Here is a 12389-nt window from a genome sequence, read left to right on the forward strand (position 1 = left end):
TCAATATAATGAAATCAATCACTTATTTAAAATTCAAGGCTGAATCTATCCATAACATTTACCTTATAGTTGTTTTTTGATACATTTGGTGTTCAGGTAAAGTGCGGTATCAAAGGTTGATAAGGAGTGTGTCATGGCGAAAACAGCATTGATCATTGTGTTAGCGACTATGGTGTCTGTGCCTGTTTACGCGGAAGCCGCCTTTGATGACTCAGCTACGGGTATCTCTGAAAACACCACTGAAAACACCGCTATAAATAATGGCGCGTCAGCAGTTCAGGACACAATTCAGCCCTTACCGACAGACGAGCAGCCGATTGAAGAATTTATCATCGAAGGTGATCGGTTGTTGGAACGGCTTCGGGGTACCCTGCATGACGGGATGAAAGCCTTTAACGACGGTAATTATGCCCTTGCGGAGCAAAAATTTAATGTGCTGGCAGTGAAGCAACACCGTGATGTTCGCCGCCGTACAGGCGTTGAAAATATCCTCACATTTAATCAGGGCAGGAACTTTTCCTTCGCGCCTGATAAATTTGATGAAGACGATACCTACACTTCTGCGCCGCGCGCAAAGGCCCGTGCCTTTGCACAGCCAATCCCGCTCGCGCGCCTAAGTCGTGCTGCTTCTCAGCTCTTTTTCGTTAAGGGCGTTGCCCAACTGCGGCAGGACAAAAATGACGAAGCAATCCAGTCCTTCAAACGAGCGCTCAAAATCAATAAATATAACCTCGATGCCCGAATTGAGTATGCACTGACATCGATGAAAACTGGTGATCTGGAAACAGCGGGCAAGCATATTACCGCGCTTGATAAAATCGCTGCCAAACATTGCAGTGAGGACAAATGCGCGTTCGAACCCGATAGCAAAAAACGTTTCACGCAGGTTCGCCTAGCCTATGAAAATTTAAAGGCGAGCAAGTCCTAATCAACTTGCTTTTATTGTGTTATGCGAGGTCGGATATTTCTAGTGTCCGGGCTGGACTTGTTCCTGTTCCTTGATTAACGTTCCATAGAAATTGATCAAAATTATGACACTGCATGAGGGTGCTGAAATTGATAGCGCTTTGATCTTGCGGGGTGGGAAATTGGGTTATGAAAAAACGTCTTATGAAAAACAGTTTGAAACAATCATTGCGGTTAAAAGCGGTGTCATCCACAGCGGCTGCAGCGCTAACCACTGGCCTAATAACTAGTACGGCTTTTAATGTGGCCGCTGCGTCGACCATGCCTGCGCAGGAAACGGGCGGAGCCCCCATTTCCTATGAGGTGTCATTTAAAAACGCTGTCCATCATGAGGCAGAAATTACTGTAACCTACCGCGATGTTGGTGCGGCTGTTGGCGATGGGCCGCTTGAGGTTCGGATGTCGCGCTCCAGCCCTGGGCGCTATGCAATCCATGAGTTTGCCAAAAATGTTTATGCGGTTTCCGCGACCGACGCGAAGGGCAATCCCCTGAAGGTCACACGTGATGACCCCTATAGCTGGAACATTTCGGGGCACCGCGGCGGCACCGTGAAGGTAACTTATACCCTGTTCGGTGACCGCGCCGACGGAACCTATACCCAGATTGATCTGACGCACGCGCACATGAATATGCCCGCCACATTTATGTGGGCCAAGGGTATGGAAGACCGCACCATTGATGTGCTTTTCAAGCCAGAGGACCCAAGCTGGAAGGTCGCGACCCAGCTTCGCCCCACCAGTAACCCATATTTGTTTGAGGCACCGAACCTTCAGTATTTTATGGATAGCCCCACGGAACTCAGCGATTTTGACCTGCGTGAATGGAAGGTTGAGGATTTGGGCGGTGTGAAACGCACAATCCGGCTGGCAGTGCATCATGATGGTACGTCACGCGATATGGATATGTATGCCAAAAAGGCGAAGGCGGTTGTTGCTGAGCAAATCAAGCTCTTCGGTGATGTGCCCAATTTTGACTATGAAACCTATACCTTTATCGCGGATTATCTGCCGCATGTGTCAGGTGATGGGATGGAACACAGGAACTCTACTATCCTGACAAGCTCGCGCTCCTTGTATGATAGTGACTTCAGCCAGCTTGGTACCCTAAGCCACGAATTTATCCACGCCTGGAATGTGGAGCGCCTGCGCCCGCAGGAACTGGAACCCTTTAATTTTGAGCGTACGAACCCAACGCCCAGTCTTTGGCTCGCAGAGGGATTCACATCCTACTATGGGCCGCTTACGATCCGGCGGGCAGGCGAGGAAACGCCCAAAAAATACATCAGCAGCCTGTCGCGGCAATTGAACGGTATCGTGAACGCAGCAGGGCGCAAGTTTGATGGCCCACAGCAAATGAGCCTGCGGGCCGCATTTGTGGATGCCGCAACCTCGATTGACCCGACGAACAACAGCAATATTTTCACGAGCTATTATCCTTACGGCGCGATTGTGGGCCTTGCCCTTGATCTTGAAATCCGTGGACGTTTTAAAGGAAAAAGCCTTGATGATGTGATGCGCCGATTGTGGGAAACAAACGGTGCGCCGGAAAAACCATACGCGCCTGATGCATTGATTGGTGCGGTGGCGCATGTGACAGGCGACCAAGCGTTCGCAGACGCCTTTTTTAAAGACTATATTGCCGATAGCGGCCTCCCGGATTTCGCGTCCCTCTTTGAGCGCGCGGGGATCGTATTCCAGAAGAAAAATGAGGGGAAAGCCTACCTTGGTCGTGTGCGCCTGAACGGCGACGGCGAAATTCGTGGTAATGTGATTAAGGGTACACCCTTGTACGCCGCAGGGTTAGAGCGCGGGGACGAGATTTTGAAAATCGGTAGCCGTAAAATCAGGAAGCAAGGCGACCTTGATAAAGCGATTGGGCGCTATGCACCCGGGGACACAGTAACAATCAGCTTCCTTCAGCGCGGCGCCGCCAAAACCGCCGAGGTCACTTTTGCCAGCGACCCAACGGTCGAGCTTGTTATGTTCGAAGATGCGGACAGGAAACCCAGCAAAAAGCAACTGAAATTCCGCGAGGCATGGATGGGGAAAGACAGCTAGTAAGAAGCGGATCAATGGATGTTTCATGATGATTGGGGGTAATATGATGAAAACTATAGCGGCGTTACTTTTAGTTTTGAGCTTCACCATAGGTGCCGGTGCACAGGATGGGGATACCATCACTGTCGATACACCGTTGAGCAGCGAAGAGATTGCACAGTTACATACGCGCTGCGACCGTAATGAGGTTCAGGTTTGCCTGTTTTTAGCGACCCTCTATGAAAAGGGAAAAAGCGTTGAAATAGACCTGCCGAGAATGATTGAGCTTTTGGAAAAGTCATGCTCGCTGTTTGGAAGTGGGCGTGCCTGTAATAGGCTGGCGGGCAAATATCGCAACGGTGAAGGCATCGAAGAAGATAAAGACAAAGCGCTTATTTACTATATTCGTTCGTGTGATATGGACGCCGAAAATGCGATTGGATGCGCAAACGCTGGGTATATGTATTTGTATGGTGAGGGGGTTATAAAAAACCTATTTGATGCCGCGTTTTACCTTGAAAAAGCGTGTGAGCGGCGGCAGGTATTTGCTTGCGACAGTGTAGCTGAGCTATACAATATCAATAAGGATTTTGAACGTAATGTCGATAAAGTCATAAAATACAGCAAAATCGCTTGTGAATTGGGCCGAGATTTATCTTGTGATCTTGCTGCGGCGTTAGAAGAAAACCCAGCCGAGATATATGGAAATGCGAAGACTGCTGTTAAAATTTTGAATTCTAAATGCATGGAACAGCGGCATGTTTTTTCATGTCTTGCTCTTGGTAATGCTCTCTACACCCAAGCTAAGACACAGGAAGAAAAACAAATAGCTGTTAAGTATTTTGACTTTGCATGTGGTTTCTCGGAAAAATTAGGGTGCGCTTATCTTGGTCATATTTACCGAGAAGGTTCATTGGGCGAAAAAAACTATGAGCAGAGCAATAAATATTATGAGAAAGCTTGCTCATTTGGAGAGAGCTCCTCTTGCACAAACCTTGGTACCGCATACGCTACCGGAGTTGGTGTCGCGAAAGATTTTTTCAAGGCACAGGAGTTTCTGGACAAAGCTTGCACATTAAAGGACGGACTCGGGTGTTTGAACTTAGGACACGCATATAAAATAGGGCATAATGATTTCTCTCGTAATGCTGAACTCGCAGTAAAATATTATGAGAAAGCTTGTGCGCTTGATAAGGAAGAAGGATGTAGTTTGGCACGTCAGTTGAAGCAAGTGATAGCATTCTAAGCCCGATACCAATTTGAAGCAAAGTACTGAATTTACCTTATGCAGTTTAAACCCGACCCATTAGAATTTGAGAAAAGCGGTGAAAGCGTCTTGGCACCCGTTTTCAAAAGCTATGTTTTCTCGCTTAGGCATGCGTTTGATTTTTCGGGCCGCGCGACGCGGTTTGAATATTGGGTTTATATTATCTCGCTTTGGGCGACGAAATGGGTCGCTTACATCCTGCTTTCGATTGCGATTGGTGTGGTTCTGGACGGTGAGTTGGTGATCTTACTGCTTATCCTCAATATATTTGTTGGGATGATGACGCTTGGTATCCATGCACGGCGATTGCAGGATGTGGGGATTTCCGGGCTGTGGCAGGTGTTTTACCTTGTACCGCTTGTCTTGAGCGGGATTATCCTCAATGGCTCTATCGCGGACGGGTTTACCTTTGCTTTTACCTGTATCTTCCTTTTCTGGCCCGGCGAAAAGGAAGAAAACAGGTTTGGTATAAATCCGCGTGAGTATTCGAATGATGAAAAAAATGCTTCTTTGGATCGAGATATTTTGCCGTCCCTTTTGAAACCAGAAATGATTGATCGGCTATATTCGTCATTTGCAAAGTACCCAAAACCGACAGAGATTGATGGATGCCCTTGTTGTTTGGATAGTAAGGATATTGACCAATTATTATCTCAAGAGTTGAGGCAAACATCTGAGAGCTTACTTTTTTCATATAGCTTTAGTGTCTTTTATACGGTTGGTAGTATTCCAGACTTTAAATATTTTTTACCAAGAATATTGGAAATAAATTCTTCTGTTTATTGTCGAAACATTGATCCCGAAATAATTCTAGGCAAGCTTGTTTATGCGAATTGGGATGAGTGGCCTGATGATGAGGTTGAGGCTGTTCGAAAGTATCTTTTGGCAACTATGAATTGCTTTTTAAATAGTGACCATCTTGGCGACCTTGCTGAAGAAGAGATTGTATCTGATCTAACTGGTTGGCTTTGTGGCATTTCACGGTGTGAGAAAAATGTCGGCCCATATATAGATACCATTAACATTGTTGGTAATACTCAGAGAGTATTAATGTTGAAACAAAGCCTGCTTGAAGTCTTTCATGAGGAGCCTGAGTATAGTTTTTGGTTTGATGACGATAAAGTCCCCTATAGTGAAAGGTTACAATACAATAGAGAATTATTGAAGAATTGGGCAACAGAATAAGCAGTGATATCCATTTCAATATTCATTGCATTTTTTGAGTTGCTTTTACCTGTATCTTCCTCTTCTGGCCCGGTGAAAAGGAAGAAAACAGGTTTGGTATTAATCCGCGTGATGTGACATGATACCATAGAATTATCCCGCATTAGAATTGGGATAGTGCTGGGAATGGGGAATACGATGGAATTTAAACCAGATCCATTAGAGCAGGATAGCAAAGACAATAGTTTTTGGACGCCGCTTTTTCATACGTATCTATATTCACTGAGGCATAGTTTTGATTTTAAGGGCCGTGCAACACGGTTCGAATTTATCGTATTTAATGTTTTAAGTTGGGTTCTATTATATCTGTCGTTAATTTTGACTTTCGGTATAACAACGCCTTTTTTTGCGCTTCTGATTTTAGTTGCTAATTTTGCGCTTATTGTGCGGCGTCTGCATGATATTGGGGTATCAGGGCTTTGGATTATTGTAGGATTTATCGGTGTAACTATTCAGCCATCATTAGGAAGCGTGTTCTTTCTGGGATGGCTTTACCTTTGGTCAGGTTCGAAGGGAGAAAATAAATACGGCGAAAACCCGAGAAATATTGAAGGTTTTTGGAACCTAGATAAAAATACTTCTGTGGCCAAGGACGAACAATGAGATCAATTTCATTATTCATCGTATGTGTTGTTCTGCTTTTCGGGGGTGGTGCGCCTGCCTTTTCTCAGGTTAGTGACGCACAGGTCGAGCAGATGTTGATCGCTGCTTGTGACGGCGATGATGTTGCGTCCTGTAAAAAACTCAGTGCATATTATTTTGGTCAAGTTGATAAAACAGCACCTGCAGACAGCGATGAACAGTTCGCTATTCGCAAAAAGTCAGCGGAAGCGATGGCCAAGAGTTGTGACGCCGGCGATAAGGAAGCATGTTTTGAGGCAGGTAATATGTATGTGAATGGCAGAGGCCCCTATGAAAGCCGGATGACTGCCGTGAAATTTCATGAAAAGGCATGTAAACTTGAGCATGGAAGAGCGTGTTCAAGTCTTGCTGTGTCTAACCCTAAAAGCAGAGAGGGACAAATTGCTTTGCTCAGGAGAGGTTGTTTTTATGATCCGCAATATGGATGCATGCGGCTTGGTGATGCTTATTTACAAGCCTTAGGTATAGAGCGTGATCTTGAAAGAGCGTTTGGCCTTTATGCCGGAGCCTGTAAAGCAGGAAGTAAAGCTGCATGTAATATGGTGGCGAGCAATGAACGTCGATTAGTTGAAAAGCTTGATAAGCCGGATAGTGAGCCAAAGGAATGGCCATACCAATGTTGGGTAGATCGCAGAGCTGCAAGCTGTCATTTCTATGCAAAATATCTTGAGGAATTGATATTCGAAAAAGATGTGGATTTCGCAAACGGCCCTATGGAGATAGAGAATTATACTCAACTATCGTGTTTTTTTGGTTTTGTTCAAGACTGTATGAAGGTTGCGCGAATGGACAGTTTTTTGCTGTCAGATGACCACGATAAGACAAGGAAATATTTTGCGCAGCTTGCCTGTGATTTGGATCAACAAGCGGGGTGCGAACTATTGGAAAAGCTTCAGAAAAGCTAAACATCCCATCATTTGACTATAAGTTTCGCACCTGATTGAAAATTTAAAATACCTACTCCCTCACGCCTGTCCCATAGGCCGTGAGTTCAATTGCGGGTAGGAAACGGCCTGCGATATGGCTGCTGCCGAAACGTACGTTAATTATCTTATTAAAGCCCCGTAGTTTTGCTTCTTCCTGCATGCGAATAAAGGCCTCGCGGCGGCCCCGCACAAGCAAGCGCTCATAATGCACAATATTACCGCCGATGATCTGCCGAAGCTTGATAAACAGTGTCCTGAAGAAATCATGGCACACAACCACTGAGCCCGTGACCATCATCGCTTGTGTCATTTCTGGGCCTGCGCGTTTGGCGGTTGTGATGATCACATCCTGAAGCTCGGCTTCGCGCGCACTCATTTTTTTATTGTGGCGGTGTTCCATATAGGTGGCAAGCGACCACCCTGCGAGCGCGACAAGGAAGGTTTGGAGGAAATTCCGCGCCATCATATCCGTATAGGAAGACCCGGCAAAAAATAAATCAACAAGCCAGTCAGGCATGTTGGCATACATTTCCTGTTTCCATTCCAGAAAACCATCATCAATGTTTGAAGGGCTTGGGCTTTCTGGTGCCTCTGGCGGGGTAGGGGTTTGGCCGCTTTGGTTCTCAGATGCGCTTTCTGGCGGTGTGTTTTGGTCCTGCATCGTCTTTATTCCGCCGATGCAATTGGTGCAAGTTTAACCGCAGTTCCATATGCCATTAATTCTGCGGCGCCGCCCGTGACGCTTGCGGTGGTGATCCGCACGTTCACAACTGCGTCCGCGCCTTTTGATTTTGCGTCAGCTTCCATACGTTCCAGCGCCTGGTCGCGACCTTCCATCAAAAGTTCGGAATACCCCTTAATTTCCCCGCCAACGATACCCTTGAACCATGCGCCAATATCCTTGCCGATATGTTTACCGCGCACGGTTGAGCCCTGCACGAGGCCCAGTTCAGTTTCAATTGTGCGGCCCGGCACACTTTCTATATTCGTGATGATCATTGGTTTTGCCTCCCCTTATCCCCGATATTTTCTGCCTTGAAGCCATTATCGGCCTCGATAGCGTTTCGACTTTCTAATGCGATGCCCTGCGATTATGGGCATATGGTCACACCAGCCTCTATCGATGTTATTTCTATATTAAGGGGCTCACGGTGAATTTTTCAAGAATGCGCGTTTGCATTTATGAATTGGGATGATAATTTCCAGCTATGACGCTTTCGGGAAAAAATATCTTGCTGCTTCAGGGACCTATCGGCCCCTTTTTCGCTTATATGGCTGAAGCAATAACGCATGCGGGGGCAAACAGCTTCAAGATCAATCTCAATAAGGGGGATGCTTTTTTCTCCACTGTTGGGCAGTCGGATGAGTATCATGGAACGCCCGCGGGCTGGCGCGATTTCCTAAGCCGCTTTGTGCGCGAGCACAGGATTGATGCCATAATTGTTTACGGCGATCAGCGGTTTTACCACCGGGCAGCACGCGAGATCGCAAGCCTGCATGATATCCGTTATTTCGCCTTTGAAGAAGGGTATGTGCGGCCGGGCTATGTCACCTTTGAGGAATTTGGCAATAATGCAAACTCCCGGTTTCCTACATGGTTTAACGATGCCTATGAGCGAGGTGAGTTAGGCCGCGCAGAAATTCCGGCGCCCTTGATGGCAGGCTATACCTTTGGCGGTCAGATCTGGAATGCGATTGCATATTATGTGGTTAAAGACTGGAAGTTTTTTGGTTTCAAATCGGTACAACATCACAGACCCGGCAACTGGTTTACGGAAATGAATGCCTGGATTTTAACCTGGTTCAGGAAGCAGGTGACCAAACGCAGCGAAAAAGGGTTCGTTGAAAAGTTGGTGGCCTTGAAAAAACAGGAAAAAACGCCCCTTTATTTTGTTCCGCTTCAGGTCGCAGTTGATAGCCAAATCCTTTATCATTCGCGGTTTGACGGGATGAAGGATTTCCTGCGCGAAGTGTTTATATCCTTTGCTGAATATGCTCCAAAAGATGCAATTCTTGTTTTAAAGCATCACCCGATGGACCGCGGTTATAACCATTATGGTGATTTCGTCCGAAAGCTTGTGAGTGAGTTCAGCCTGAATGGACGGGTGCATTATGTGTTTGATGTGGACCTGTATGATTTATTTAAAATTACAGATGGCTGTGTCACCGTGAACAGTACTGTTGGCCTGATTGCCTTGAAGGAAAATGTACCAACAATTGCAATTGGCAAGGCCATGTATGTTGATGCGGGGCTTACATATTCTGGAAATCTCGATGAATTTTGGCAAAATTCAGGCAGCGTAAACCATGACAAGCTGGCAGTTTTTGAAGACTTTTTGAAAGAGGAAACCCTTATTCCCGGTAGTTTTTACGGCCAACGCACAGAGACAGCGACCGCGGCTGTTGAAAAGTTAGCGCGTTTGCTAATGGTTTAATTTGCCACAATCTCGCTACATTTCGCGCCTAAACGCTTGGCAACAGCCTTATTCAGGCAGGATTAAGGCTGCGAATGTCAATAAGGAAGCAGAATTGCTTTGTGTTACAATTTGTTGACGATAGCAATTTTGTGAATTATGGATGACGTACTTATTGGGGGCAAATAAGATTGTTGGGTGAAATATACACCTCACTATTCGCCTCTTCTTAAGTATAATTTTTGGTAAAATGATTGGCTTTGATTGAAAAGTTCAAATTTTATCAATGAGTTGTATGTCATTGGTTCATATGATAGCGTGCGCGAACCATATAACTGTGACAGTTAATCAGGCATAAGTCACATTGATCGTTTGATAATGTGGTCGCTAGTAAAATAGTGACAAAAAGAAAAAGGCTTGGGGATCATATATGAAAAGCTCCGTTGATAATAACGTACTAGAGCTGCCCGGTAATTTAAAAGCTGATTTAGGCACCACAATCGAAAATATTGGAAATTCATTCCTCAAGCAGGGACAGGCGCTAGAGCGTTTGTCGCAGCTTTATGATGAAGATTCTTACCGCGATGCCATACGGATTGCCCTGAACACTACGGGGCATATGATCGTTATTGGTATGGGGAAATCAGGTCATGTTGCGCGCAAGATATCTGCGACACTGGCATCCACGGGGACGCCGTCTTTTTTCCTACACCCTGCTGAAGCATCCCACGGTGATTTGGGTATGGTCACACCGGGATCTACCTTACTATTGATTTCCTATTCAGGCGAAACGCAGGAAATTGTTCAGCTTTTGCCATCACTGAAGGCATTTGGAAACAAAATTATCGCCATTACGGGCGCGAAATCATCCACGCTTGGCCGAGCTGCAGATGTGGTTCTAGAAATTCCGATTTCTGAAGAGGTTTGCCCGAATAACTTGGTGCCAACAACATCGATTGTTGTTACGATCGCTATTGGTGATGCGCTCGCGATTTCCTTAATGACGCTGCGTGATTTTCATGCGAAGGATTTTGCGCGTTACCATCCTGGTGGTTCGCTTGGTCGCCGTTTGCTCAAGAAAGTTGGCGAGGTGATGCTGTCATCATCCGTTCCAACCGTCGATCCGAGCATGGTTCTTTTGGAATTGGCGGCTGAAATGGCGGGTGGTCCTGCGGGTGTTGCTGTTGTGCTTGATGAAAACGAATGCCCGGTCGGGGTTGTTACCAAAGGTCAGCTCGGCGTGGCGCTTCGTGTAACGCGGCGTGTTCGCGAGGTTGCAGCGCACCAGTGTATGAGCAAGGACTTTTCTGTAATCCGCGACGATGTCATCGTGGATGAAGCCGAAAATATGATGCGGGCGGATGAGGTGAAGTTTCTGGTCGTTGTCAACAAAGACGGGAAATTTGTTGGCCTATACAAGCATGATGATTTATAAGGGCTTAACCCTTTAATCATACTGGTGATGTTATGCAGGCTCGCTCGGCGCTGGCAATCCAAAAAGATGTAATTTTTGCGATTTTTATTCGCGAGATCAGCAGCCGCTTCGGTAATAACTATGCCTTTGGTAATATCTGGCTATTGCTGGAGCCGCTTGTGATGATTTCCGTTTTCATTACATTGTTTGGCTTCCGCGGGATTGCAACGCTTGGTAATATTGAGCCTCCTGTTTTTATTCTAATTACTTACGTGCCTTTCCGTATGCTCTGGAGCGGCACGATGAAGAAAAACATGGGGGCTGCTGGCGCTCGCGGCCTGTTTGGCTTCAGGCAAATTCGTTTGTTTGATGTTTTCCTTGCCTATTCCCTGATCGAAGGCGGCGTGTATTTGACGGTTAAGACAATTTTTGTCGTTGCCTTGTTATGGTTTGGATTTGACGCCTTGCCTGCTGATCCGCTTTTGGTGATTGGGTACGCCCTGACCATGTGGTTGTTTGCTATTTTCTTTGGCATTCTTGCCTGTATGTTATCGCGGATCGCCAAGGAGGTTGAGAAAACGATTAACATCCTCACTTTCCCGTTGATGCTCGCGTCTGCGGTGATTTATCCGATTACGATTGTACCCCCTGAATATCTTGGTTTTTTTGCCTATAATCCGCTTGCCCATGCATCTGAATTGATGCGGGAGGCCTGGATATCAGGCTATATAAGCCCGATTGCCGATTTCAAGTATTTGATAACCTGGACGGTGCTTTTGATGGCGGCAGCGATGTCTGCATACCGGTTAAACTGGCGCTGGGTGATGGCAACATGATCTCGCTCAAGAACGTCTCGAAATATTATCCAACCCGCTTTGGCCCTAACTATATTCTAAAAGACCTGAATATTGATATTCCGGATGACCGTGATGTTGCTATTCTTGGCAAGAATGGTGCAGGCAAAACCACATTAATGCGGATGATTGGCGGGATCGACTTCCCGACAAGAGGAAAGATTGTCTCTGACCGCTTCATTTCCTGGCCGCTCGGGATTGCAACAGGCTTTAATGCCGTCATGACAGGGCGTGAGAATGTACGCTATGTTTGCCGTATCCACGGAATTAAAGACACCCGACCAGTTGAGGAATTTGTTCGCGAGTTCGCAGAAATTGACGATAATTTTGATCTGCCGATTGGCGGATATTCATCGGGCATGCGGATGAAATACGGATTTGCTGTATCGATGGGCTTTGATTTCGATACATATCTGATGGACGAGATTATGGCGGTTGGCGATGCCGCCTTTAAACAAAAGTGTAGTGATACACTTAAAAATAAGCGTTCCACATCGAATATTATTCTTGTGTCTCACAATATGGACATCATTCGTGAGCATTGTAATGCCGCGATTTTTCTTGCATATGGCCGCGCAGAATTTTACGAAAGTGTTGAACAAGCCATTTATCGATATATCCATTCATGAGGCCATGAAGATGCTG

12 protein-coding genes are annotated in these 12389 nt (G+C 46.1%); 10 read left to right on the top strand and 2 right to left on the bottom strand.

Translation table 11 applies throughout. The annotated features are described in order from the left end of the window. Positions 1-133: 133 nt before the first annotated feature. The 6 genes from KFF44_RS04935 to KFF44_RS04960 all read left to right on the top strand — a co-directional run bounded on the left by KFF44_RS04935 (position 134) and on the right by KFF44_RS04960 (position 7041). Positions 134-928, top strand: a complete 795-nt coding sequence (locus tag KFF44_RS04935; protein ID WP_255937795.1) for a lipopolysaccharide assembly protein LapB — start codon at positions 134-136, stop codon at positions 926-928. A 167-nt stretch (positions 929-1095) separates the two neighbouring features. After that, on the top strand, positions 1096-3024 hold the full coding sequence (locus tag KFF44_RS04940) for a M61 family metallopeptidase (protein WP_255937796.1): 1929 nt from the start codon (positions 1096-1098) through the stop codon (positions 3022-3024). A gap of 43 nt (positions 3025-3067) precedes the next feature. After that, positions 3068-4249: a tetratricopeptide repeat protein gene (locus tag KFF44_RS04945; RefSeq protein WP_255937797.1), complete on the top strand. Its 1182-nt coding sequence runs from the start codon at positions 3068-3070 to the stop codon at positions 4247-4249. Between the two features lie 39 nt (positions 4250-4288). Then, a complete protein-coding gene (locus KFF44_RS04950; protein ID WP_255937798.1) occupies positions 4289-5455 on the top strand; it encodes a DUF805 domain-containing protein in 1167 nt (388 codons plus the stop codon). Positions 5456-5632: 177 nt separating this feature from the next. Then, positions 5633-6097 carry a DUF805 domain-containing protein gene (locus KFF44_RS04955; RefSeq protein ID WP_255937799.1) on the top strand — a complete coding sequence of 155 codons (465 nt, stop codon included), beginning with the start codon at positions 5633-5635 and terminating at the stop codon, positions 6095-6097. Further along, a complete protein-coding gene (locus tag KFF44_RS04960) occupies positions 6094-7041 on the top strand; it encodes a tetratricopeptide repeat protein (RefSeq protein ID WP_255937800.1) in 948 nt (315 codons plus the stop codon). The genes KFF44_RS04955 and KFF44_RS04960 overlap by 4 nt, the downstream gene beginning before the upstream one ends. A 52-nt stretch (positions 7042-7093) precedes the next feature. On the opposite strand, the gene KFF44_RS04965 is transcribed toward KFF44_RS04960, so the two are convergent. Both KFF44_RS04965 and KFF44_RS04970 read right to left on the bottom strand, forming a co-directional pair. Further along, a complete protein-coding gene (locus KFF44_RS04965; RefSeq protein WP_255937802.1) occupies positions 7094-7723 on the bottom strand; it encodes a YbjQ family protein in 630 nt (209 codons plus the stop codon). A 5-nt stretch (positions 7724-7728) separates the two neighbouring features. After that, the gene (locus KFF44_RS04970) at positions 7729-8061 is read right to left on the bottom strand and encodes a YbjQ family protein (RefSeq protein ID WP_255937803.1); all 333 of its coding nucleotides are present in this window, start codon (positions 8059-8061) and stop codon (positions 7729-7731) included. Positions 8062-8294: 233 nt separating this feature from the next. On the opposite strand from KFF44_RS04970, the gene KFF44_RS04975 reads away from it, so the two are divergent. From KFF44_RS04975 to KFF44_RS04990, 4 genes are all read left to right on the top strand, one after another. After that, entirely contained in the window at positions 8295-9497 is a 1203-nt protein-coding gene (locus KFF44_RS04975; RefSeq protein WP_255937805.1) for a capsular biosynthesis protein, read from the top strand. A gap of 409 nt (positions 9498-9906) precedes the next feature. Then, positions 9907-10911 (top strand): SIS domain-containing protein, encoded by a 1005-nt coding sequence (locus KFF44_RS04980; RefSeq protein WP_255937806.1) that lies wholly within the window; start codon positions 9907-9909, stop codon positions 10909-10911. Positions 10912-10943: 32 nt separating this feature from the next. Next, positions 10944-11726, top strand: a complete 783-nt coding sequence (locus KFF44_RS04985; RefSeq protein ID WP_255937808.1) for an ABC transporter permease — start codon at positions 10944-10946, stop codon at positions 11724-11726. Next, positions 11723-12373 carry an ABC transporter ATP-binding protein gene (locus tag KFF44_RS04990; protein ID WP_255937810.1) on the top strand — a complete coding sequence of 217 codons (651 nt, stop codon included), beginning with the start codon at positions 11723-11725 and terminating at the stop codon, positions 12371-12373. Before KFF44_RS04985 ends, KFF44_RS04990 begins: the two co-directional genes overlap by 4 nt. Positions 12374-12389: the final 16 nt, after the last annotated feature.

Origin of the sequence: Kordiimonas sp. SCSIO 12610 (assembly GCF_024398015.1) — a bacterium.
GTDB lineage: Bacteria > Pseudomonadota > Alphaproteobacteria > Sphingomonadales > Kordiimonadaceae > CANLMI01.